The 23,862-nt window shown below is 51.2% G+C and carries 16 protein-coding genes and 2 tRNA genes; 5 read left to right on the forward strand and 13 right to left on the reverse strand.

From position 1 onward, the window contains the following. Window positions 1-132: 132 nt before the first annotated feature. Together MIB40_RS03485 and MIB40_RS03490 are read right to left on the reverse strand one after the other, a co-directional pair. A complete protein-coding gene (locus MIB40_RS03485; protein WP_249690885.1) occupies window positions 133-1,614 on the reverse strand; it encodes a lipopolysaccharide biosynthesis protein in 1,482 nt (493 codons plus the stop codon). A gap of 46 nt (window positions 1,615-1,660) precedes the next feature. Next, on the reverse strand, window positions 1,661-3,067 hold the full coding sequence (locus MIB40_RS03490; RefSeq protein ID WP_249690886.1) for a TIGR03013 family XrtA/PEP-CTERM system glycosyltransferase: 1,407 nt from the start codon (window positions 3,065-3,067) through the stop codon (window positions 1,661-1,663). Window positions 3,068-3,325: 258 nt separating this feature from the next. Here MIB40_RS03490 and MIB40_RS03495 point away from each other — a divergent pair, with 258 nt between their 5' ends. After that, window positions 3,326-5,008 (forward strand): hypothetical protein, encoded by a 1,683-nt coding sequence (locus MIB40_RS03495; RefSeq protein WP_249690888.1) that lies wholly within the window; start codon window positions 3,326-3,328, stop codon window positions 5,006-5,008. Here the strand turns inward: MIB40_RS03495 and MIB40_RS03500 are convergent. The 8 genes from MIB40_RS03500 to MIB40_RS03535 all read right to left on the reverse strand — a co-directional run bounded on the left by MIB40_RS03500 (window position 4,913) and on the right by MIB40_RS03535 (window position 15,141). After that, window positions 4,913-5,770 (reverse strand): DMT family transporter, encoded by an 858-nt coding sequence (locus tag MIB40_RS03500; protein ID WP_249691307.1) that lies wholly within the window; start codon window positions 5,768-5,770, stop codon window positions 4,913-4,915. The two genes, MIB40_RS03495 and MIB40_RS03500, sit on opposite strands and share 96 nt — an antisense overlap. A gap of 128 nt (window positions 5,771-5,898) precedes the next feature. Beyond that, window positions 5,899-6,723, reverse strand: a complete 825-nt coding sequence (locus tag MIB40_RS03505; RefSeq protein WP_249690890.1) for an SDR family oxidoreductase — start codon at window positions 6,721-6,723, stop codon at window positions 5,899-5,901. An 18-nt stretch (window positions 6,724-6,741) separates the two neighbouring features. Next, complete coding sequence (locus MIB40_RS03510) at window positions 6,742-8,727, reverse strand: acetyl/propionyl/methylcrotonyl-CoA carboxylase subunit alpha (protein ID WP_249690892.1); 1,986 nt, start codon at window positions 8,725-8,727, stop codon at window positions 6,742-6,744. Window positions 8,728-8,758: 31 nt separating this feature from the next. After that, window positions 8,759-9,601: an enoyl-CoA hydratase/isomerase family protein gene (locus tag MIB40_RS03515; RefSeq protein WP_264758429.1), complete on the reverse strand. Its 843-nt coding sequence runs from the start codon at window positions 9,599-9,601 to the stop codon at window positions 8,759-8,761. Between the two features lie 2 nt (window positions 9,602-9,603). Next, entirely contained in the window at window positions 9,604-10,764 is a 1,161-nt protein-coding gene (locus tag MIB40_RS03520; RefSeq protein ID WP_249690894.1) for an acyl-CoA dehydrogenase family protein, read from the reverse strand. A 57-nt stretch (window positions 10,765-10,821) separates the two neighbouring features. Then, window positions 10,822-12,438 (reverse strand): acyl-CoA carboxylase subunit beta, encoded by a 1,617-nt coding sequence (locus MIB40_RS03525; protein ID WP_249690895.1) that lies wholly within the window; start codon window positions 12,436-12,438, stop codon window positions 10,822-10,824. A gap of 19 nt (window positions 12,439-12,457) precedes the next feature. Then, window positions 12,458-13,324, reverse strand: a complete 867-nt coding sequence (locus MIB40_RS03530; RefSeq protein WP_249690897.1) for an SDR family oxidoreductase — start codon at window positions 13,322-13,324, stop codon at window positions 12,458-12,460. A 2-nt stretch (window positions 13,325-13,326) separates the two neighbouring features. Continuing rightward, a complete protein-coding gene (locus MIB40_RS03535) occupies window positions 13,327-15,141 on the reverse strand; it encodes an acyclic terpene utilization AtuA family protein (protein WP_249690900.1) in 1,815 nt (604 codons plus the stop codon). Between the two features lie 121 nt (window positions 15,142-15,262). Here MIB40_RS03535 and MIB40_RS03540 point away from each other — a divergent pair, with 121 nt between their 5' ends. The 3 genes from MIB40_RS03540 to MIB40_RS03550 all read left to right on the forward strand — a co-directional run bounded on the left by MIB40_RS03540 (window position 15,263) and on the right by MIB40_RS03550 (window position 16,209). Beyond that, window positions 15,263-15,895, forward strand: a complete 633-nt coding sequence (locus tag MIB40_RS03540) for a TetR/AcrR family transcriptional regulator (RefSeq protein WP_319941617.1) — start codon at window positions 15,263-15,265, stop codon at window positions 15,893-15,895. Window positions 15,896-16,051: 156 nt separating this feature from the next. Next, a tRNA-Val gene (locus MIB40_RS03545) sits at window positions 16,052-16,127 on the forward strand. Window positions 16,128-16,132: 5 nt separating this feature from the next. Next, window positions 16,133-16,209, forward strand: a tRNA-Asp gene (locus MIB40_RS03550). Between the two features lie 332 nt (window positions 16,210-16,541). Here the strand turns inward: MIB40_RS03550 and MIB40_RS03555 are convergent. From MIB40_RS03555 to MIB40_RS03565, 3 genes are all read right to left on the reverse strand, one after another. Continuing rightward, the gene (locus MIB40_RS03555) at window positions 16,542-18,998 is read right to left on the reverse strand and encodes a molybdopterin guanine dinucleotide-containing S/N-oxide reductase (protein ID WP_249690902.1); all 2,457 of its coding nucleotides are present in this window, start codon (window positions 18,996-18,998) and stop codon (window positions 16,542-16,544) included. Between the two features lie 29 nt (window positions 18,999-19,027). Continuing rightward, entirely contained in the window at window positions 19,028-20,128 is a 1,101-nt protein-coding gene (locus MIB40_RS03560) for a NapC/NirT family cytochrome c (protein ID WP_249690905.1), read from the reverse strand. 449 nt (window positions 20,129-20,577) lie between these two features. Further along, window positions 20,578-21,588 (reverse strand): AraC family transcriptional regulator, encoded by a 1,011-nt coding sequence (locus MIB40_RS03565; RefSeq protein WP_249690907.1) that lies wholly within the window; start codon window positions 21,586-21,588, stop codon window positions 20,578-20,580. A gap of 142 nt (window positions 21,589-21,730) precedes the next feature. On the opposite strand from MIB40_RS03565, the gene MIB40_RS03570 reads away from it, so the two are divergent. Further along, window positions 21,731-23,770, forward strand: a complete 2,040-nt coding sequence (locus tag MIB40_RS03570; RefSeq protein WP_249690908.1) for an NADPH-dependent 2,4-dienoyl-CoA reductase — start codon at window positions 21,731-21,733, stop codon at window positions 23,768-23,770. Window positions 23,771-23,862: the final 92 nt, after the last annotated feature.

Here is a 23,862-nt window from a genome sequence, read left to right on the forward strand (position 1 = left end):
GTAGGGCGCTCCTAAAATGGTTTCTCTCGGTGTTGAAACCCTTGTTCAGGTCTCGACATGAACGGCGAGCTTCGCCTTGATAAAAACCATTTTAGGATCCGCAGAGATCTATTCGAATTAATCAGAGGTGCCCTAGTCAACATCTTTTGATGCCGAGGGATGCAAGCCGATTTTCTTTCGGACTTGATCGATTACCCGTTGTTTTTCTTCGCGAATTTCAGGCACCGGTGCGAGCATAAAAATTGCGCCATACACCAGGGCTCCCCAGACAGAAGTCAGTAGCAGGTAGGTCCAGGATCTATGGTCCGTAATAACCATATCGCTGAGCGTCAGGGCGGCTAGCATCAGCAGGTTCATAACAATGGCCGGTACCATAGCTCGGAACATGATGCCAATGGAACACCCCAGAGACCGGCATGCTAATAAGCCCATACGAAACGAGAGATAGGCCATACTGGGCAACATTGCAAAGGCAACCCCTAGAATTCCCCATTGAACGCCAATAAGTACGGCAATCAGTTTGATGCAGGTGGCCTCAATTTGAATGGGCACTTCCTTGCCTAGCTGGTTTTGGGCGGCGACGACAGCGCCAGAATACATCGAGGGGGTATGGAGTAGGGCCGCAATGCAGAAAATCTGCAGTGGGGGTACACAGAACAACCATTTTTCACCATAAACCAGAAGCACAAAAGGCTCGGCAACCCATGCCAGACCGAGATAGCAGGGCCAGCTTACACATTGCATTAACACCAATGCCTTTTGAAACAGGTACAAAGATTGGTTCTTATTATCCTGTAATGACGAAAGCGCTCTGAACAGGGTCTGATACGCGGATGAGACCACAATTTTTGTTGGCAGTTCGGATAAACTGCTGCCTTTATTCAGTAACCCCACCTGTTGAGCCCCCAGCTGGTAGCTGGTGATAAGGTTCTCGAGTTGCTTTCTTGTGTACATAACAATGTCGATGGTGGCGAACTTTACGCCAAACCAACCCAATTGTGTGGCACTGTCTCGGTCGTAGGTATACCCAGGACGCCATCCGCTCGCAATCATTAACGCCAGGGCTTGAAAACTGGCTCCGATTAATCCGCCAAATATCAAACTCCAGGTCTGCCAACCGATATAAGCAAGATAGATGCTTGCGCTAGAGCTGACGATTAAGGTCAACATACGAACGATGGCAACCTCTTTAAGACGCTGTGCTCGTGTTAATAAAGCGGAAGGGATGTTTGACAGGGGGCGAATAAGAAAGGTGAGTGCGGACACTCGCAACATATCGCGATAAATGCTGTCGTCAAACCATTGGGCAAAAAAAGGAGCAATACCATAAAAGATTAGAAATATGATCAGGCAAATACCGCTTTGAACGCTGAAGACAACATTGGCATCGTTTTCTTTCAGGTCTCTGGCCTGAATAAGTGCGACACCCATGCCGCCTGCGGCGATAAGTCCGGCGGCACCGGTAAAAATCTGAATTGTAACGAGCATGCCGAAATCGGCGGGGGCAAGAAGCCTGGCCAAAATAATGCCGGCCAGGAAGGCCAAAATATTTTGGCCAACATTACCCCCAAGCATCCACAAGGTATTAATTCGAATACGTTGGCTTAAGGTCATAGCCAGCAGAATTCAGTCAGAACATGCCGGTGAAGGGATAACCACATTAGCGCGCACCCTTGCCAAAAAGAATAACCTCAGCGGTCTGTATCAGGATTAATATATCGAGAAACAGACTGTGGTTTTTTAGGTAGTAGAGATCGTATTTGAACTTTTGACGAGCGTCGTTGATGGTTGCACCGTAGGGGTAGCAGAGCTGGGCCCAGCCCGCTAGCCCGGGCTTGATACGGTGACGCTCATCGTAATAGGGTATTTGTTCTTTCAGTTGCTCGATAAATTCAGGACGCTCTGGTCGGGGTCCAACAAAGCTCATATCCCCGCGTAACACATTGATCAGCTGAGGCAGTTCATCAAAGCGGTAGGTCCGCAGTATTTTTCCGATTCGTGTGGTGCGTGGATCATTTTTACTGGCCCAGACCGCGCCATCTTTTTCTGCATCGATGACCATGCTGCGAAACTTAATGAGCTCAAAAGGCTCGCCACCCAACCCGGTTCGAATCTGGCGAAACAGTGCGGGGGCTGAAAAACCATCATCCAGTTTGATCGCAAGGTATGTGGCCAGAATAAGAGGGGAAGTGATAATCAATAATGTTAAGGCGATAAGGATATCGAATAGCCGACGGGTTTCCAGTTTGTACAGGCCATTGTGGAAACCGTCGGCAAAGATGATCCAGCCCGGGCTAAGTAAATCAATTTCTATCTTGCCAGTTTCACGCTCGAAAAAACTGACTTCGTCAATGACATCGATGCCTAACATTTTGCACTCGACTAAGTCCTTGACCGGCAGGCCCTGGCGGCGATCATCTACTGCTACCACAACTTCATCGATCTGGTGGGCCACGCATAAATTGCTAAGGGACATGTCAGTAATGATAGCGCGATCTGTACAAATCATGGGTTCCTGATCATTGGCAGGAAGGTAACCGACAATTTTAAAACCTCGACGATCAGATTGACGCCTGAACCGCTTGGCAATACGGCTGGCACGTTCGCCGGCGCCAAGCACCATAACCCTGACCCGTAGCACCTTTTCATCAACGAGTTTGCCAAATACCAGCCTGGTAGCACTGAGAAACAATAGATTGATAACAGCGGAAATAAAGAAAACGCCTCGACCAATAATGAGTTCAGGAACCAGAAAGTAGAACAGCGCTAATGTGAGATTGGCTATGGTAAAACTAATGAGGGTTCTTAACACGAGGCCACTGGAGCCTTCCCGTAGGCGCGATTGGTACATGCCCAGGGCGTACATACAGACAACGAAGGTGGCGCTGACCAGACCGGCACGGTAGGTTAAAGGGAGTAACTCTTCGTTGCTAAGCTCTGGTGCCAGTGAACCATAGCGTAACCAGATGGCACAAAATATTCCTGTGAAGAACAAGGCGAATTCTAATAGACCCAAAATAAGGTAGGGGGTTCTTACATGGTGTTTGAATATTCGAATACTGCTCACGCTAAGTCCTTTTGCGCCAACACAGTCCGTTTGCGTTGGGAGGTTTTAGTATATATAAACGGTGAGAATTGACGGTCTTACATATATATTTTTTCGAAATAATAAATAAATTTTTAATTTTCTATTCTTTAGCTATAAAAGCGGTTGTTTCGCCATTAATATTGGCGGCTGTTGTGGCATTGCTAAGATGTATTACCCTTACTTCAGTATATGAGTACTTTAAATATTTTGCGTAGCCAATTAAGGGATTAAATCAGGATGATACTGGATGTAGAGGGCGTAGAAGATGCCAGGATTCCAGCACTGGGTTGGGTCCTGTGCGCAAATTATCGGTCTGGCCAGGTGCGTGTTCTCTATGGAGAGCACGTTGAATGGCTGCAGGACGTTATGGTTGAGGGGGTTTGGTCCGAACCCTTTGAGTCAGCCCGCCCTCAAGCAAGTAAAAATCTGTTTGGAAGCTGCGTCGCCTTTTCCAGGGATAGCCTGTTGCTCTGTCCCAGTACGGCAACCTCTGAACCAATTTTCTTCCAATTTATTAATCGGGTCTTGTACGCTGCAAATTCGCTGGTGTTATTGCTGGCTGCCCTTAACGATTCCTTGAAGGTGGGTTGCCAAACTTACAAAACACTCAATGAAGCCCGCACCCGTGGTTTGGAAAATACCGTATTGAAGACCCCAACCACCAATGGATCTATTAATCGCCTGATCCATCACAACCTGAAAGTGGAGAGCGCCGGCTGGGTGATACAGGAAAAAACAGTCCCTGAGCCTTTTAGGCGCTTTTCGAGCTACAAACAGTACCTGCAGTCCAGTTTGTGGGGTTGCCTTGACAATGCCAAAGCTACATCCAGAAAATTCCCGTTTCAGCTGGTGACAACCCAGTCTCGAGGTTACGACTCTACTGCTGTGAATGCCCTTTTGGGGCCGCATAAACCGGATAGAGCTTTTACCTGCAAGGATTCAAAGCCGGTTGGTGAGGTTTTTCGTAAAGGTCAACAAAGCCGCGGACCCAGTGATGATGGCTCCGAAATATCGGCTCAATTAGGGTTCGAATGCGACAAGCTTGAACGAGATGCCTTCTTACAGAATCTGGATCTGGAAATCCTGTTTAATGCCGCCGTACACAACAATGAAGACAGGAATCTTCAACCGATTTTTAACTTGCTCGGTGCTCCATCATTACTGTTGACCGGAACAATGGGCGAGCTTTGGTATAACCAGCGCTCTATGGAGCATGCCAACTTTGAAAAAGATGCCGATAATCTATTGAAACGTGCCGATCTATCCGGTTTTGGCATGAGTGAAGCCAGATTGTGGAAAAGTATCATTCACATCCCCGTACCCTATATAGGGGCCAGACAGCGCGAATCGATCCATCAAATCACCGAGTCTGAAGAGATGGATCCCTGGCGACTTAATAATGACTATGATCGTCCAATTTCGCGGCGTATTGCAGAAGAAGCCGGTGTGAAACGGGAGAGTTTTGGTCAGAAGAAAATGGGTTCGGTGGTATTGATGCCCATGCCCGAACTTCCTCTTGCTAGCAATACCCGCCGTGACTATCTGGAAGACCTCGTACGGAATAAGCTTTTAAGCCCCTGGCAGAAACCTGTCTTGGGCGCTGTGCAGCGTTACAATAACTGGATTCGCTGGACCAATCCCAACCGCTATTTCAGTAACCATCGTCGCTATCCGGCATTTTATTATCTATCACGCCTGATAGAAAAACTCACCGGGAAACGCTTTCGCTTTAGGCCATTGTTAGGGCATCTGGAGGCTGAACTCTATCGGTATTCCTGTAATAGGATAGTTAGTGAATATACCTGGCTAAGCAGTGCCTTTAGATCAACCTCTGTGACCCATGCGGCCAATGAAAACTCCCAGCAAAACGACCCCGGCAGCGAGCACCTGAAACAGGGTGAAGGTCTCACCCAGAATTAACACCGCCAGGACTGCAGTACACAGGGGGAGCAGATTGATAAAGCTGGTCGCCAGCGAGGCAGGCATCTGGCCGACCGCGTAGTTAAACAGACCATAAGCACCCAGGGTAACGATTACTCCCAGATAAAGAATTGCCAGAATACCTTCCAGTTCAAACGTGGTTGGAATGCCTTCGTAAAGCGCCAGGGGCAGGAAAAAGACAGATCCTATCCAGGCCTGAACGGCTGTCAGAAACAGCGCTCGATATCGGCTTGATAGATGTTTCAGTATCAATGTGTATCCCGCGGCGCAGCACATCGCCAGGAACTCAAGAAAGTTGCCCAGCAGCGGGTTGGGGGCCTGTTCATTGCTTGGACTGTGTAAGCTCAGCCAGACACTGCCGCCGACGGCGATTACGAAACCTGCCAATGACAGTCGGGTAATTTTTTCCTTAAGGAACAGAAATGCCCCCAGGGCGACCAGCAAAGGCAGGGTAGCTGAAATCATTCCGGCCTGTGCAGCACTTGTATTAAGCAGAGCATAGGCCTCAAAAATAAAGTAGAGACAGGGCTCACATGCGGCCATGGCCACCAGATAACGCCAGTCACCCTTCTGGTATCTGGGGCGGCCTAGCATGGGCAGTAGAAGAATAAAGCAGAAGGTTGCCGTGATCATCCTCGCGAAAATCACAGCCATGGGAGAATAGCTGTCAAAGGCTATTTTCAATGCTATGAATGAGCTGCTCCAGAGCAGAACGGCGCACAGTAAGGCCAGCGTCGGCAAACGCAAGGATGTCGATGAACTCAAGGAGATATCCGCCCAGGTAGGTTTTAAAGGCGGAGTATAACGGCAGCCTTGAGGCTACGCCAGATATGATCTGGCGTAGCCTATCGCGAGCCGCCGTAGTGCGATTAAACGAACAGGTCGGGCATTAATTCGCCGCCGTCTGGGTTGTAACGATAGCAATCGAAGTCGGTGACACCGCGTTCACGTAGCAGTGTTTCGTCGATCAGGGTTCGGCCAGTCAGTTCAAGATTTTCACTGCGCAATATTTCCCAGGCTGCATCGGCCATGATGGCTGGAGTGCGGGCACGGTCAAAGGCTCGGCGACCTCCCAGCTCAAATTCAATCGCCGCTGTGGCAATAATAGTGCGTGGCCACAGGGTATTGACGGCGATGCCTTTGCTACGAAACTCCTCTGCCATGCCGATGCTCAACATCGACATGCCGTATTTGGTGATGGTGTAGGGGGCGTGGTTCTTGAACCATCGTGGGTCCATATCCAGAGGCGGTGACAGACTAATAATATGGGGATTCTCTGACTTTTTCAGGTAGGGAAGAACGGCCTGGGAGCAGACGAGTACGGCACGGGAATTCACCTGGCTCATCAGGTCAAAACGTTTGATTTCGGTATTTTCGACGTTGGTTAAGCGAATCGCTCCGGCGTTGTTGATCAAGGCATCAATGCCACCAAATGTCTTGGCGGCTTCGGCTGCCATTGCTGCGACCTGTTCAGGATCTCTGACATCGACCTGAATTGGTAAGGCTTTACCGCCAGCGGCTTCAACCTCCTTGGCGACTGAAAAAATGGTGCCATCAAGGTGCTTGTGTTCCGTGGCAGATTTGGCAGCAATAACGAGATTGGCACCATCTTTGGCACAGCGCAGGGCGATTTCCCGGCCAATGCCCCGGCTGCCACCAGTGATAATAATTGTTTTTCCTTTAAGCGACTGCATTCTTTTCGACTCCATTATCTATTGTTCGTCTGGCGCTAATATTGAGAGATGAATCAGGGTTTGACGAGTTTTTACCTGATCGCCGCATTGACCGCGAATGTCTTCCACAACACCATCTATTTCAGCTTTTAAAGGATGCTCCATCTTCATGGCTTCAACGACCGCGAGGGTCTGCCCACGAGTTACCTTGTCGCCTGAATTGACCATCAAGGCTACCAGGCTGCCGTCCATTGGGGCTTTTACCTCCGTTGCGGAACCCTCGGCTGCATTGTGCGTTGAAAGTTGGCTACGGTTTTCGATGGCGTAATAGGCGCCATCAATTTCCAGCTCCAGTGTTGATGATTGCAACGAGAAACGGGCTCGGTTTAATTGTCCTGCAAGCATAAATTCAACATGGCCAGGTTCGGTGATCAATAACTCGTCAAACTTGATGGTAGTTCCGTTTTCGATATCAATCGTTTTGCTATTGCTATCAGGTAGTGCCGTGCAATAAACGATGTGGTCACTGTCATTACTGCGCAGACTTAAGCGGGTTCTGGCCGAAGCAGCCGAATGCCATGAGTTGTGTGCGCCAAAGTTTTCATCGTGGGCAACCAGAAGACCGGTAGCAAGTGCTAGCGGTAAATCGGGAATGGTCTCCATCCTTAGTGAGGGGTCATCACTGAACTGATCGTTAATAAAGGCGGTCGTGGAGAGTCCCTGAGCGAAATTCTCATGCTTGAGTATGTTTCGCAGGAAGTGCTTGTTGGTGCGAACACCAAAAAGGGTGGTTTCTTCCAGAGAGCGAACCAGACGCCGGCGAGCGACTTCTCGTGTCTCTCCCCAACAAATTATCTTGGCCTGCATGGAATCATAAAAGGGTGAAATCTCGCTACCGGTTGCCAGATTATGATCGATACGTAGCCCCTCAAGGTTCGCGGGACTCCAGTCCGTTACAATACCCGTTTGCGGTAAATAGTTGTGTGCCGGATCTTCCGCATAAAGCCGAACCTCTATCGCGTGTCCGGATAATGTGACTTCATCCTGTGTCAGGGGCAGAGGTAATCCCTCAGCCACTCTGAGCTGCCAGGCGACCAGGTCTGTATTGGTCACCAATTCGGTCACCGGGTGTTCGACTTGCAAGCGGGTATTCATTTCCAGGAAATAGAAATTGCGATCGCTGTCGACCAGGAATTCAACCGTACCTGCTCCGACGTATTGGCAGGCTTGAGCCGCTTTAACGGCGGCGGCGCCCATTTTCTGGCGAAGCGTTTCGTCAACAAAAGGTGAGGGAGCCTCTTCAACGACTTTCTGATGGCGCCGCTGGATAGAGCAATCCCTCTCGCCAAGGTGAATGCAGTTACCCAGCTGATCACCGAAAACCTGGATTTCAATATGACGCGGCGCAATAACGGCTTTTTCCAGAATCAACTCATCGTTACCGAAGGCGGAAAGTGCTTCCGATGCGGCGCGTTCCAGTTCCTGTTCCAGCTCGGCCGATTCTGTAACGAGGCGCATGCCACGGCCTCCACCGCCAGCAGATGCCTTGATCATCAGAGGGAAACCAATTCGGTTGGCAGCGTCGCGCAATGTGGCAAGCGATTGGTCTTCACCTTCATAGCCGGGAACCGTTGGTACGCCGGCATCGATCATGGCAATTTTCGACTGGCGCTTGGAACCCATCAACTCAATAGCCTGGGCTGAAGGGCCGATGAAGATCAACCCTGCCTGCTCACACGCGGCCGAAAACTCGGCATTCTCGGACAGGAAACCATAGCCAGGATGGACCGCATTGGCCCCGGTGCGTTGAGCAGCCTTTAGTATTTGTTCGGCATCAAGGTAGGAAGACTGAACCGGCCCTTCCCCGATGCAGATAGCCTCATCGGCCTCTGCAACGTGAAGTGAGTGGCGATCCGCCTGGCTAAAAACTGCGACAGTTCGATATCCAAGGGATCGTGCAGAACGTAATACGCGAACCGCAATTTCTCCACGATTCGCAACCAATACTTTCTCTATAGCAGGCATCGAATAGCTCCGTTAATAGTCTGCATTCTTATTATTCGGCCCAGGCCGCTTTTCGTTTCTGAACGAAGGCGAGGGTGCCTTCACTGCCTTCTGCACTATAGATCGAATCGGCGAAACGGCCGGCTGCGAAATCAAGCAGGGCTTCATGCTCCATGGTCTCTGCAGCCAGCAAAATGGCTTTGGTGGTGGCATTAGCGCCAGGGGCACAGCGTTTGATTTGAGACAGAATCGATGACAGTAATTCATCCAAACGGTCTGGGTTGGTTTGGTAATGCACCAGTCCCAATTCGTGGGCTTCTTCGGCGCCAAAACGAGAGCCGAGTAGCATCAGGCGTCGTGCCTGGGTAAGGCCAATACGCTTAAGCACGAAGGGTGCGATTTGGGCCGGAGGAATACCCAGACCCGTTTCCGGTAGCCCGAACTGGACACCATCAACTGCGATCGCGACATCGGAGATGCAGGCCAGGCCAAAGCCGCCGCCAAGCACGGCGCCCTCCAGTACAGCTACTACAACCACAGGGAGCCGGTTAGCCCGGGTAATCATGTGACCGAATTCGCGGTTCAGTTGGTAGAAAGGGTCGTTTGAAATATCGGAGCTTTCGATATCCTGAGACTTTTGTGAGGCAGAAGCTGCTCGGGCTGCCGCCATGTCCTTGATGTCGCCACCGGAGCAAAAATTGCCTTCGCTGCCGCGAAGTAACAGGGTACGAATCTCCGACTGATCTTCGAGGATTTCAAACAATGCCATTAGCTCCTTGACCATTTGCAGGCTCATGGCGTTGCGACTTTTCGGCCGGTTGAGCCATACCTGCAAGCAGTGCTCGTTGAGCTCGAGTCGAATGCTGTCAAACTCTGGAAAAGAAATAGTGCTCATAATCAGGACTTCTTCTTGCCGGGCAGGATATTCATGTACTTGCAGATAATACCCAGCATAATTTCATCAGCGCCGCCGCCAATTGAAGCCAGCCTTGAGTCCCGATATGAGCGGGATGCGACGTTATCCCACATAAAGCCCATGCCGCCCCAGTATTGCAGGCAGGAATCAGACACTTCACGGGCCAGGCGGCCGCCCTTGAGTTTGGCCATCGACGCCAGTTTGGTAACGTCCTTACCTTCGATGTAGGTCTCACACGCCTGGTAGGTGAGGGCCCGCAAGGCTTCAATTTCGGTCTGCAATTCAGCCATACGGAAATGTATCACCTGATTATCAATCAGTGGCTGACCAAAGGTTTGGCGCTCGCGGCAGTAAGCGATGGTTTCATCAACTACTCGCTCCAAAGCTTTCAAGGTGTTGGCAGCACCCCAGAGACGCTCTTCCTGGAACTGGATCATCTGCATCATAAAACCGGCGCCTTCGCCACCAATGCGGTAGCGCTGTGGAACGCGAACGTCATCGAAGAATACCTGTGCGGTATCTGAGGAGCGCATTCCCAGCTTCTTCAATGGTTCAGATAAGGAGATGCCTGGCGTGTTGGCGGGTACGACAATCAGGGATTTATTACTATGAGGTTTACCTTCGCTGGTGTTGGCCAGCAGGCAAAAGAAGTCGGCCTGGGTTGAGGTGGTGATCCACATTTTTGCGCCGTTGATAACGTAGTCGTCGCCATCCTTACGAGCGGTGGTTTTCATGCCCGCAACATCGGAACCCGCACCGGTTTCGGATACGGCGATACTGGCCACCAGATCACCGGCTATGGCTGGCGCCAGAAATTCTTGCTGCAAGGCTTTATCCGCAAAGCGAGCCAGGGCGGGTGTTGCCATATTGGTTTGCACGCCAATGGCCAAAGGAACGCCACCGCAATGTGCGACCCCAAGCTCTTCGGCGGCGACCAGCTCATAGGAGTAGTCAAGGCCCATACCGCCGACACTTTCGGGTTTGGAGATACCCAGCAAACCCAGGTCACCCATCTTTTTAAACAGTTCATGGGCCGGGAATATTCCGGCTTCTTCCCACTCGTCAACAAACGGGTTGACTTCTTTTTCGATGAAGTTACGAGTTGTGCGACGTAGCTCTTCGTGTTCCTGGGTGTATTTCATAATAGGTTCTCTCTTAACGTCTTTATCTTGGTTTTGGTATAAGTCTGCCGCCAGGTGTTACAAACGGGCAACGCCAAAACTGTTGGGTTGTAATTGACGACGCTTTGCTTCGTCGCAGGTAGCCAATAGGAAACCGAGCAGGTTTCGTGTGTCTCTTGGGTCAATAAGGCCGTCGTCCCATAAACGGGCGGTGCCAAATAAGGCGGTTGAACTCGCATCGAGCTTTTCGGCAGTAACCTTTTCGATCATATCCAGCATTTTGGGATCGGCTTCTTTACCAAGCTTTTCATGTTTCTGTTCGGTCACAATACGCAATACCTTACCGGCCTGGGCTCCTCCCATGACGGCGGTTCTACTGTTTGGCCAGGCAAAAATAAAACGGGGGTCCAGCCCGCGACCGCACATGGCGTAGTTTCCCGCACCATAGGATCCACCCACAACGATGGTTAATTTAGGAGTACGTGCATTGGCAACGGCTTGGATCAGTTTAGAACCATGTTTAATGATGCCGTTGCGCTCGGATTCGGTGCCGACCATAAAGCCGGTGGTGTTGTGGAAAAATAAAACAGGGGTCTGGCTTTGATCACAGAGTTGAATAAATTGCGCTGCTTTTGTCGCTCCCTTGGCAGTAATAGGGGCATTGTTACCAATGATGCCGCACTGAAAGCCCTGTATTTTAAAGTGACCACAGATGGTTTGGTTATCGTACAGAGGTTTGAAGTCGACAAACTCAGAACCGTCGGCGATGCGCGCTATGATCTCCCTGACATCGTAGGGTTGCTTGGCTTCGGCGGGCACGACACCCAGCAGTTCGGAAGGGCTGTATAAGGGTTCCTGGTAGCTGGCTTCGGGCTTGTAGGCGAGTTGTTCGTTCCAGGGGATCTGCTGCAGCACTTCTCGGGCAATACGAAGCGCGTCGGCATCGTCTTCACCCAGGTACTCGGCGGTCCCCGCAACCTCGGCATGCAGCTCGGCACCACCAAGTTCCTGATCGGTAGCAATTTCGCCCGTTGCTGCTTTTAACAGCGGCGGACCGGCAAGGAACATCTTGGCTCGATTGCGCACCACGATGACGTAATCGGAAAGGCCGGGCTGATAGGCTCCTCCTGCCGTTGAGCTACCGTGTACGACGGTTATCTGAGGGATGCCGGCAGCGGACAAACGCGCCTGATTAGCGAATCCTCGCGCGCCTTCCACAAAAATATCGGCTGCGTAGTTCAGGTTGGCACCTCCGCTCTCGGCAAGGGTCACCACGGGGAGTTTATTCTCCTTGGCGATCTGTTGCAGACGCAGGGATTTTTCCAGGCCTGCGGGAGAGATTGTGCCACCTTTAATTGCGCTATTGTTGGCGATTAACAGTGAACGAATACCCGCAATAAAACCAATTCCTGCGATGATGCCGCCTCCCGCCAGGGAACCATCTTTATCGTCGTGCATCTTGTAGCCGGCGAGGGTGGATAACTCGACAAAAGGGGAGCCCGGATCGAGTAGAAGTTGAAGGCGGTCTCGAGGCAATAACTGGCCTCGTTTATCAAATTTTTCTCGTGCTGCCTCTGAAGTTTCAAGCACTTTGTTCTCGACGCTACGGAAAGCATCAATCGCTTCCTGCATTGCCTCACAGTTTTGCGCGAACTGGGGCGAGTGAATGTCGATGTTGGATTCCAGAATTGCCATGTTCGATTCCTGTCAGAGCCTAGTCTTCCTGTAACACTTTGGGTGTTACAGCGCGATGAAAACCATTGTATGAATGAGAGTTTCGGGCTTTGGGGAGTGGCCACATGCCAGTGCCTTGCGAGGCCGCACCATCCACGCGAACGGTATCCCCGCTGATAAAGTTAGCCCCCTCACTGAGCAAGAAGCAGATCACTGAGCTGACCTCTGCTTCGGTTGCCAGGCGTTTAAGAGGAACCTGATCGCGCAGCTTCGGGATCACCGCACGGAAGGCTCCTTCGTAGGTATCCATGCCGCTTGAAGCAACCCAGCCGGGTGCGACGGCATTAACACGTACGCCGGCACAACCCCATTCGTAGGCTGCCGTCTTGGTCAGGTTGTCCATACCAGCGCGCGCAGCACCTGAGTGGGCCATGCCAGGCATGCCGCCCCAGTTATCGGCCGTAATATTGACGATGGCGCCGCCATGTTTTGACATCGACTGGTTGTAAACCTCGCGAGCAAAAAGAAAGCCACCAACCAGATTGGTGCGGACCACGGTTTCAAACCCTTTCTGGTTAATGGCGGCCATTGGAGAAGGGTATTGGCCGCCGGCGTTGTTGACCAAACCGTGCACGGTGCCGCATTCACCTACGATGGATTTAACGCAGTCTTGTACCGCCGTCTCATCGCGAATATCGCAGACGCGGTATTCGGCCTTACCCCCATCTTCGATGATCTCTTGCACTACGGTTTCCAGTTTTTCCTGCTTGCGGCCGATCAGATAGACCCGGGCACCGAGCGCACTCAACTCGTGCGCCGTACAGCGCCCAATGCCACTACCACCACCAGTGACAATAATGTTCTGGTCGGCAAACAGACTACTGTTAAAAATGGATCGGTAACTCATGTTTATGACTCTTGGAATGATAGTTGTTGGGCGATTGAAGAGGGCACAGGGATTTGCATGTCCAGCAGCTGTTGGGCGAATGCCTTACCCTGAGGGTCGATACGCAAGCTGGCTATGCCGCCACCGCCCAGGCTGTTTTCCAGCAGAAAATTGAGCGCACTTAAGCCTGGCCATTCCCAGCACAGGACGCGACTGTCTGGATGGTCGAGTAGATGCTTGAAATATTGTGCTACCCGATCTTTTGAGAGGGCGTCTCGAATATAGGGTAAGTACTCATCTTTGCGAGCAATAACACCGATATTGCTGTGATTGCCTTTGTCGCCACTGCGAGCCCAAGCCAATTTGATCAATGGTACTGAGGCATCGCAGTGCTGAAGCGCTGGCTTCGTTTCCGTCTCGGTGTTCTCACTGGCGGGTGCCTGATAACTGGTTTGCGAGCGGATGATATCGACAGGGGTGCTTTTACCATCGAGTTCAAAACTGACCGAAACCTGACCTTTATCTATCAAAAAGGAGAAGAGTTTGATGACGGGCTGAACATTGGGGCGACCGCCGACCATGCCGGTTAAGCCCGGAGCCATACCCGTTGCGGCCTGGGCAATTTCTCTTGAAAAAAGAATCAGCGCCTCTTTTTTGGGGTGAGCTACTGACATTTTAAGGACAACTTCACGAGTGTCCCGGCGCTGACCATTAACGCCATAGGTCGCTTCGGTGCCTAATAGCTCAACGGATCGGGCTGTGAAATCCCCCAGGTTTTTTTGTCCGAATAAAGTAGAAACTTTTTTCAAAATAGCATCGGCAACTCGCTGGGCCTTGGCCGGGGCATCGATGCCGCCAATCAAGCAAGTTGCAGTGCAACGAAAGCCATCCATATAGGTGGCCGATACCTTGTAGCTGTCACTGGCGGGTTTGCCCTTGGCACCGCTTACTGCAACACGGTTAGTGCCCTGTTGTACCAGCGCAATATCACGGAAGTCGCAGATGACATCCGGCAGATAGTAGTTGCCTGGATCACCAATTTCATAAACAACCTGTTCAGCGACGGTGGCGCAATTGACCAGACCGCCGGTTTCTTCGGGTTTGGTAACCACAAAAGAACCATCAGAATTCACCTCGACAATAGGAAAGCCGATATTCTCGTAGTCGGGAATCGTTTTCCAATCGGTAAAATTACCGCCTGTGCATTGTGCTCCGCATTCGATGATGTGTCCGGCCAGGCTGGCTTGAGCGAGTTTGTCGTAGTCCTCGTAGCTCCAGTTGAATTCATGCACCAGCGCACCGGTGACCACAGCGCTGTCGACAACGCGTCCGGTAATCACAATATCAGCACCTGAAGCCAATGCATCGCTAATAGCGCTCGCACCCAGATAGGCGTTGAGGCTCAACAAACCGGCAGGTAAGGGCTCACCAGTAAACATCTCGCGGGTGTTTTGCTCTTGCAGAGATTTGGTCAAGGCTTGAATGTTGTCGCCCTCTATAACGGCAACACTGAGGTTCAGTCCTTGCTTTTCAATTTCACCACGTAACGCTTCTGCACAACCCTTGGGGTTGATGCCGCCCGCATTACTGATAATACGAGTATGGTCCCTTGAGATTTTGTCCAGCAGCGGACTGAGATTGCTAACGAAATCGGGGGCATATCCCATCGCCGGGTTTTTCATCCTGGCGCCAGCCATAATCGACATCGTCACTTCGGCAAGGTAGTCGAAGACCAGATAATCCAGTTTTGATTTTGTGATCAGTTGTTCCGCGGCGGTTGAGGTGTCTCCCCAAAAGGCTGATGCGCAGCCGATGCTCACTTGCTTATTATTGTTCATGCTGGTTCCGGGTTTTAAAGGCTGGATTGATCCTACCAAGCAAGCGCTTGGTTTGTAAAGTGATGAATACAGGATATGATTGGCACTAATTGCGCAAACTAGTATTGGAGAAACACCGCAGATGAGTAGTAAAGCTGTCGCGTCGTTGGATCTGGATGAACTGGATCGAAAGTTCTATGCCATGGAGATTACAGATCCGAAGAGTGCCAAGGGGAGGCTGTTGCAGACGGCTGCTCACTTGTTTCGTGTGCGAGGCTTCGATCGTACGACCGTCAGGGACCTTGCCAGTGCGGTAGGGATACAATCGGGCAGTATTTTCCACCACTTCAAGAATAAAAATGAAATTCTTGAAGCTGTAATGCGCGATACCATCGTCTATAACACGCGTTTCATGATAGAAGGCTTACGCAAAGCTGATTCGACCAGAGATCAGTTGCTGGCTCTTATCCGCTGTGAGCTGGACTCGATCAATGGTGTAACCGGCGAAGCCATGAATGTGCTGGTGTTTGAGTGGCGCAACCTCCCGGAAGAGAAACAGCAATCGATTCTTGAGCTAAGAGGTATTTACGAAGGCTTATGGCTTGCTGTCCTTGAGGATGCGGCCTCTATTGGCCTGGTGAATGGGCATCCATCGGTTCTTCGGCGGCTATTAACCGGGGCTTTGTCCTGGACGTCTACCTGGTACCGCAAGGATGGGCCTTTAACGGTAGAGCAGTTATCTGAGCAGGTGCTACAAATGATCGTGCGAGACTAATGTCGGCGGTCATCTGTCTGTCGTTAGTCGATAGCCAACCGGCTTTGTTATGGGGCATGCCAGGCACATTTGTTTTGACGCATAAAACAGGCGGGAAGAAAAACCAAGAAAATCATTGACTAACGGCCTCAGGTCAGTAGAATTCGCCTCTCTTTCGGGTGGTTAGCTCAGCTGGGAGAGCGTCTGCCTTACAAGCAGAGGGTCGGCGGTTCGATCCCGTCACCACCCACCAAGTTTGGAGCGGTAGTTCAGTTGGTTAGAATACCGGCCTGTCACGCCGGGGGTCGCGGGTTCGAGTCCCGTCCGCTCCGCCACAAATCAAGCCCTTGCCTTACGGTAAGGGCTTTTTTTGTGCTTGCTTCCAGGACATGGGGTCGCAGTGTCATAAGATTGTCATCGTCACTGGATACATTGAGAGCTCAAGCTGCTTCGCAATGGGGCGAAGGGTATTGAGGAAGCTACCATGGATGAATATTTGGAAGAGATGCTGGAGCGAAACGCCCAGGATCAAATGGACGATAATGAAGAGGATGCTGTCGAGCTTTAATCCTGTTTTCCAGGGTTAAGGTCATTAATTGCGGTATGGCTAGTTTAAAGAAGCCCAGCATTGCCGGGCTTCTCTGGTTTACCGCTGAGTCACTGTTGCCTAAGCGCTTTGAGGGGGATCAAATGCGGTCAACTCAAGTGCGGGTCCGCTGTATTTCTCAATACGCACGAGCGACGAGTTGGCTGCGCAACCGTTTGCCAATCGAGATGTTGGAATATCCCGGGTAAGTACATTGGGACCACCGTTTTTACAGATTCCGGTAGCCTTGTCAAAATCGGGCCAGGCGCCTTCGTGTACACAGACCGTACCTTTCTTTATGCCATCGGTCACCTTGGCACCGACCAAAATCTCACCGCGGCCATTATAGGCTCGCACAAGGTCACCATCACTGATTCCTCGTGCTTTGGCGTCTTCGGTATTGATGGTGATAGGTTCACGGTTCGCTACCGCATAGTTTTCACGAATCTTGGCGTAGTTAAATTGACTATGAAGCCGATCTGCGGCGTGGGAGGTGATAAAGGTTAACTCATCATCTTTGGCGTTACCGGCCCATTCATCAGGTACCAGCCAGGTAGGGTGAGGAGGGCAATCTTTAAGGCCAAAGCCTTCGATGGTTTTTGAATAGATTTCAATTTTTCCGCTTGGAGTGCCCAACGGATTGATGATGGGATCTTCACGGAATGCACCGTGACGAACAAACTGTTCATTCTTTTTGTTGGGCTTCATTTCAATCAGTTCGTTCTTGTCCCAGAACTGACCAAATTTTGGCATACGAATACGAGCTCGCTTGCCACCTTTCGCTGCTTCTTCGTAGAAATATTTCAGCCAGGCCATTTCATCTTTACCCTCTCTGAAGGCGTCTCGTCCTTTCCCTGGCATCAGAAGTTCTGACATATCGCCAAAGACATCAAAGTCACTGCGAGCTTCAAATTGTGGATCAATCACTTTCTTCATGGGGACAAGGTGCTGATTGCTATAATCGCCGGTCATGGTCATATCGTTGCGTTCAAATGACGTACTGGTCGGGAGAACAATGTCGGCGTATTTGGCTGCGGCGGTCCAGTAAATTTCGGAAACAACGGACAGTTCCAGCTTTTGCCAGGCCTTGATCAAACGGTTGGTGTCCTGGTGGTGGGTAAAATTTGCTCCGCCAGCCCACCAAGCCATTTTGAGATTGGGGAAGGTGAGCTCTTTACCGTTGTGCATGTACTTTTTGCCAGGGTTTTCGATGGCTTCGATGATGCGCGCTACCGGCAAGGCATTAACGGCCCCTTTAGCGTCCAGCCAATCACCCGACGCTTGCCCTGATTTTCCGATGTTGGCACCTATAGCAGGTAACACACCCGCATCCCGGGTGGGGTTACCTCCATTGGAGTAATGGTAGGACAAGCCAAAGCCGCCACCGGGTAAGCCGATTTGTCCTAACATGGCGGAGAGGGTGACCAGCATCCAATGCCGTTGCTCACCATGCTGCTGGCGCTGCATGGCCCAGCCTGACATCAGCATGGTGCGGTTACCACTCAGGGTATCGGCCAATGTTTCCATCTGCTCCGCGGGTACACCGCAGATGGCTTCGGCCCAGGCCGGTGTTTTTTCAACTCCGTCGCTATTACCCAGCAGGTACTCTTCAAATTTGTCATAGCCAACGGTGTATTTATCCAGGAAGCCTTTATCGTGTTTGTTACGTGACACCAGCGAATGAGCCACGCCCAGCATCATGGCGGTATCGGTGTACGGATGCGGTGCAATCCACTCGGCTTTATCGCCAAAGAACTCTATGGTCTCTGAGCGCATAGGATCTATACAGATCAGTTGTTTACCGGAATTCTTAAGCTTGTGGAAAAACTCGATGCCGGAGTTATCATTTGAAGTCCAGGCGATTCTTAGGGTATTCATCGGGTTTAAGCCCCATAGAACAACCACTTCTGAATGTTCCAATACAACCGGGTGAGTGGTTTGTTGTTCATAGACTTCGATGGAGCCCATTACATGGGGCATGATGACCTGTGCGGCGCCTGTGGAGTAATCGCCGAGGTGACTGGTATAGCCACCAGCCAGAGACATATAACGTCGTAACAACTCACGGCCTTTGTGCAATACACCTGATGAGCGCCAGCCGTAGGCCCCGGCGAATATCGACTCGTCTCCGTAAGCCTTGCGAATACGAAGGTGCTGGTTGTGAATCAGTTGCAAGGCATCATCCCAGGATACGCGAACGAATTCGTCATCACCGCGTGCTTTGGCTGGAGATTCAGGGTTAGCCAAATAGCTTTTTCGCACCATAGGGTATTTAACCCGTGCCTTGGTATGAACCTGGTCGGGGCCGGTGAGTTGCAGGCTGTTAGGTACGGTTTTAGGAAGTGCGCCTTCGGTGGATACTAGCTTGCCGTCTTTGACCACAGCGTAGAGTGGCCCCATCCGCGAGGCGGTCAAGATGCCCATGCCCCGGGGCTTCATCTCTGCCGCTGCTGGAAGCGGGATGATAGAGGAGATTGCCAGAGTGCCCAGCGTTGCCCCTGTGCCTTTTAGAAAACCACGGCGAGTAAAAGTAGTCATCGTTCGTTCCTCCAGATGGAAGTATGTAATCAGTGATTTGAATCAACTAGGTCTTTGGCGTGGTTCTGGAAATACTTGGTCAAAATCTCAAGGTCCAGAGCCGAGATGTCGGTTCGGTCGCCCATACCTTTGGCGATCGGCCCCCAGGCATTAACAGTAAAGTGATGCGATGGGATAATCGCGTGGCAGCCGGCGCAATAGACATTATCCAGCTGCTCTGCGTACTCCCAGAGAGGTTCCGAACTGGCTAATACAGGGGCGTCGATAGTGGCCGTGAGCTCGGCGCTACGCCACTCGTTGTTATACTCATCAGCCTTGAATTCGCTCACGGTTAAAGCGGCCTGTCCCTGTTCTGATAGCATGGCAATAATTGCTCGCTTACCCTCCGCGAGGTAAATGACCTGTTCTGCCCCTTTCATTTGATAGCCGGAAATTTTTACTTCACGCTGGTTATCGTTACTGCTAATCAGTTCCAGTTGCACTGCGGGATTGATACGGCCCAATTCGCCCATGTCGGCACCTTCAACGGTGTACACTCGCTTGGCATCGGCCGGAACGTTTTCGGTGTGGGATAACAAATTATTGAAGGCTTCGCTATCGAGTTCGATGACCGGTGGGAAGTGCGCAATGCCCTTGTGACAGTCAATACAGGTCAGAGAGTTTTCGATACCGTACTCGTGTATTTTTACGGTGTCTTCGGTCTGTTCATAGGTATCCATGGCCTCCGGATTGTGGCACTCCCGGCAGCTGGCTGAATTGTTGGCTCGCATTTGTTCCCACACCATCTCTGCCATCTCCAGACGATGGGCTTCGTATTTCTCTTCGGTACTGATTTTTTTAGTAATAAATTCGTGATAGATATCTTTGGTGGCACGGATTTTTGCGATCAGGTAACCGAGGGTGTCAGGGGGGAGGTGGCAGTCTACGCATTCTGCACGGAATCCCTTGGCGTTGGAGTAATGGATTGAACTTTGATACTCCTCGTTAGGGATTTGCATGGTATGACAGGATAGGCAGAATTCGGTAGTCGACGTTGCTGTTATCGCATAGGTAGTGGCCCCCAATGCTGCGAAACCAACCAAAGCGCCAATCAGAGCAATTGTTAAGATTGTTTTTTTGGAAAAACCCATAAGTTCTTAATACTCCAGAATTGAAGTGTGAACAGTAAAAGTGAGAATGACTTCTCTTAGGTAAGGCTGGTTCCTAAGGCGGGCGCATAGCGGCAAACGCGGCTTGTCTTTTAAGTGTAGACCCCATGATTGGGCTAAGCTTTAGCTACATCACACATTGCTAAGTTTAATGAGGGATCGGGAAAACATTATTTTATTTCGCTATGTTTTTCGCTTGTTTTATTCTCTATCTGATAGCGATTCTGTTTTGGTCTGTCCCTGTTGATCATCTACAAAAAAGTGCAGTGAAAGACTGTTCTCCTGTACTTGTATTATCTAAAGCGAAACAAGAAAAATATTCACAAACTGAAAGTTGTTGGAAGCAGGGTGAATGGAGTGATAGAGAGCGATCACTCAAAAATATTTCTATGCTTGCTGCGCTTTTGTGTCGGGGGTAATGGGGGGAGGGGCTATCTGTTTTTGCGGCGGTATTCGCCAGGCGTTCTATCGGTCCAGCGTTTGAAAGCGCGTTGAAAGGCTTCCGGCGATGAGAAACCCAACAGGTAAGCGATCTCTCCAAGGCTGAGTTCGGTATCCTGTACATAAGTAATGGCCAGATCGCGCTTGGTTTCACCGAGTATTTGCTGAAACGTGATGTTTTCTTCCTGCAACTTGCGGCGCAGGGTCCAGCTGGGCATGGCAAGTTTTATTGCGACGTCGCTCACGGTCGGTGTGCTACCCGGTAATGCACTGGCCAGTATTTCCCCAACCCTTGAACGCAAAGAACGTCCTTTTTGCATCTGTGACAATTGTTGCTCGCACAGTTCACTCAGATAGTTAAAGTTATTGGTGTTGCTAAACAATAATGGGGTGTCAAGGTGCTCGCCCGGGATGGTTAATTGATTGTACGGCTGACTGAATACCGGCTCGCAGTCAAAATAATGGGCGTAGCGATCACGGTAGCTGGGTGCTGCAAATTCGATCTCGACACGCAGGGCTAATTGGTTATGCCCGGAGAGCCAATGCAGTTGGTGTTTCCACATCGACAACACCGAATCGACCACGAAACGGTTGTAATCGTTGTAAGGCGCGATGGAATAGAAGCGGAGTAATCCGACCTCTTCTTCGTGATAACTCGATTGACCGCGAATATTCACGCTACCCAGGGGCTCATAACGGGTGAGCACTTCCATGGCCGTTCGCAGGTCGGGGGCAGCCATAGCGGTAAGTCCGGGTAACCCAAGATTCTGGATATTGGCACTGCGACCCATTTCCAGCCCCAGTTCCGGGTGGCCGGTCAGTTCGATAGCTCGCTGCCCCATATGCATAAGCCGGGGGATGCTGATGCGCGCGCCGGGATCGCTCAATATAGCCTCGTCGATCTGGTACTGTTCGAGCAAGGGAGCTGAGTCCTGATCGAAAGCCGCCATAGCCTGAATCAGGGCATCGATGATGTGAGGGGTGACATTGCCTAGTTTCATGAAGGCTGGGCCTGCAAAGTTGGGTCAGTATTCTGTTGATTTCGATCATTGAGCACCGGCTGCGGCCATTCTATGGTGTTCGCCAATGGGATGCGACCGCTTCTAGACGGTTTTCCCTGCCTGAAATAACGAGGAGAGTTGAATGTCTGCCAGTAAATACCCCCATATGCTCGAACCACTGGATCTTGGATTCACAACGTTGCGCAACCGAGTCCTGATGGGCTCTATGCACACCGGGCTGGAAGAGGCCCCTCAGGGTTTCGAACGCCTGGCAGCCTTCTATGCCGAGCGAGCCCGCGGCGGTGTTGGTCTTATTGTTACTGGCGGTATTGGCCCTAATGCCGAGGGCGCTGTAGCCATGGGCGCCGCCAAAATGGATACCGAGGAGGAGTCGGATAAGCATCGCGTGATTACCGAGGCCGTGCATCGTGAGGGTGGTAAGATCTGTATGCAAATTCTGCACGCGGGTCGTTATGCCTATAACCCGAAAAGTATTGCACCCTCTGCCGTTCAGGCGCCTATCAACCCCTTTAAACCTCATGAGTTGACCGACGAAGAGATCGAAAAGCAGATTCAGGATTTCGCCAATTGCGCCGCATTGTCACAGCGTGCGGGTTACGATGGTGTTGAGGTGATGGGCTCTGAAGGGTATTTCATCAACCAGTTTATCGCCAAGCAGGTAAACCAGCGGACGGATCGCTGGGGCGGAGACTACGAGAACCGCATTCGCTTACCCCTGGAAATTGTCCGTCGTGTGCGTCAAGCCGTGGGTGAGAAGTTTATTATTATCTATCGTCTGTCCATGCTCGATCTGGTTGAAGGCGGCAGCACCTGGGATGAAATTGTACTGCTGGCCAAAGAGCTCGAAAAAGCAGGTGCCACAATTATCAATACGGGTATCGGTTGGCACGAAGCCCGTATTCCAACTATCGCCACGTCGGTGCCACGTGCAGCCTTTACGGGTGTTACTGCCAAGCTGAAAGGGGAAGTCTCGATTCCGCTGTGCACCACCAACCGTATTAACATGCCTTCGGTAGCCGAAGAGGTTCTGTCCTCCGGAGAAGCCGATATGGTCTCGATGGCGCGTCCTTTCCTGGCCGATGCCGATCTGGTGGCCAAATCTGAACAGGGTCGTGAGGATGAGATCAACACCTGCATCGGTTGTAACCAGGCCTGCCTGGATCACACCTTTGCTGGTAAGTTGACCTCCTGCCTGGTTAACCCGCGGGCCTGTAATGAAACGCTGCTTAACTACCCGAAAGTCGAAGCGGGTAAAGCCAAACGTATCGCTGTTATCGGTGCTGGTCCTGCAGGTCTTGCGGCATCCACCATTGCGGCCGAGCGAGGGCATCATGTAACGCTGTTTGACGCGGCAGATCAAATTGGTGGCCAGTTCAACGTGGCCAAGAAAATTCCTGGTAAAGAGGAGTTTTACGAGACTCTGCGTTACTTCAAGCATCAGATAGAACTGCACGGCGTTGAGTTGCACCTGAATACCCGAGTCAATGCCGACATGCTGAAAGAGGGCGGTTACGATGAGGTTGTGGTTGCGACCGGTATCAAGCCTCGCACACCTGAAATAGAAGGCATTGAGCACGAGAAGGTCGTTAATTATCTGGATGCTATTTTAGGTAAGAAACCAGTAGGCAAGACTGTTGCTGTGATTGGTGCGGGTGGTATCGGTTTTGATGTCAGTGAATTGCTGGTCCACAAGGGTGAGTCAACCAGCCTCAACCGTGAAGCCTTTCTGCGTGAATGGGGTATCGATCCGGAGTTCAACCAGCGTGGCGGTATTGTGGGTGTTGAACCTGCTTTTGAACCAGCGGCACGTGATGTCTATCTGTTGCAACGCAAGAGCAGTAAGGTGGGTCAGAAGCTGGGTAAAACCACCGGTTGGATCCACCGCACTAACCTGAAGAAGCGCGGTGTACAGATGATCAATTCGGTCTCTTATGACAAGATCGATGATCAGGGGCTGCATATTCGGGTCGGCGATGAATCACAGGTACTGCCCGTTGACTCGGTTGTTGTTTGTGCAGGCCAGGATTCCTTACGTGACCTGTACGACGGTCTCGAAGGTAGTGGTCTGTCCCTGCACCTGATTGGTGGTGCCGAAGTGGCTGCTGAACTGGATGCCAAGGCGGCTATCGATCGTGGTGCCCGTCTCGCGGCCGAAATATAATCGGTTGCTGCTTCGCAGCCTCCCACTCGGGAGGCTGCCTTCCTGCCCTGTCTTTATGAGCTCCGTCGCTTTTTTAGCCGACTGATAACCCC

This window comes from Aestuariirhabdus haliotis (assembly GCF_023509475.1).
Taxonomy (GTDB): Bacteria; Pseudomonadota; Gammaproteobacteria; order Pseudomonadales; family Aestuariirhabdaceae; genus Aestuariirhabdus; species Aestuariirhabdus haliotis.

Coding starts and splice junctions, on each gene's coding strand:
- MIB40_RS03485 (WP_249690885.1), bottom strand. CDS start 1,614: ATGACCTTAAGCCAACGTATTCGAATTAATACCTTGTGGATGCTTGGG.
- MIB40_RS03495 (WP_249690888.1), top strand. CDS start 3,326: ATGATACTGGATGTAGAGGGCGTAGAAGATGCCAGGATTCCAGCACTG.
- MIB40_RS03505 (WP_249690890.1), bottom strand. CDS start 6,723: ATGCAGTCGCTTAAAGGAAAAACAATTATTATCACTGGTGGCAGCCGG.
- MIB40_RS03510 (WP_249690892.1), bottom strand. CDS start 8,727: ATGCCTGCTATAGAGAAAGTATTGGTTGCGAATCGTGGAGAAATTGCG.
- MIB40_RS03515 (WP_264758429.1), bottom strand. CDS start 9,601: ATGAGCACTATTTCTTTTCCAGAGTTTGACAGCATTCGACTCGAGCTC.
- MIB40_RS03520 (WP_249690894.1), bottom strand. CDS start 10,764: ATGAAATACACCCAGGAACACGAAGAGCTACGTCGCACAACTCGTAAC.
- MIB40_RS03525 (WP_249690895.1), bottom strand. CDS start 12,438: ATGGCAATTCTGGAATCCAACATCGACATTCACTCGCCCCAGTTCGCG.
- MIB40_RS03530 (WP_249690897.1), bottom strand. CDS start 13,324: ATGAGTTACCGATCCATTTTTAACAGTAGTCTGTTTGCCGACCAGAAC.
- MIB40_RS03535 (WP_249690900.1), bottom strand. CDS start 15,141: ATGAACAATAATAAGCAAGTGAGCATCGGCTGCGCATCAGCCTTTTGG.
- MIB40_RS03540 (WP_319941617.1), top strand. CDS start 15,263: ATGAGTAGTAAAGCTGTCGCGTCGTTGGATCTGGATGAACTGGATCGA.
- MIB40_RS03555 (WP_249690902.1), bottom strand. CDS start 18,998: ATGACTACTTTTACTCGCCGTGGTTTTCTAAAAGGCACAGGGGCAACG.
- MIB40_RS03560 (WP_249690905.1), bottom strand. CDS start 20,128: ATGGGTTTTTCCAAAAAAACAATCTTAACAATTGCTCTGATTGGCGCT.
- MIB40_RS03565 (WP_249690907.1), bottom strand. CDS start 21,588: ATGAAACTAGGCAATGTCACCCCTCACATCATCGATGCCCTGATTCAG.
- MIB40_RS03570 (WP_249690908.1), top strand. CDS start 21,731: ATGTCTGCCAGTAAATACCCCCATATGCTCGAACCACTGGATCTTGGA.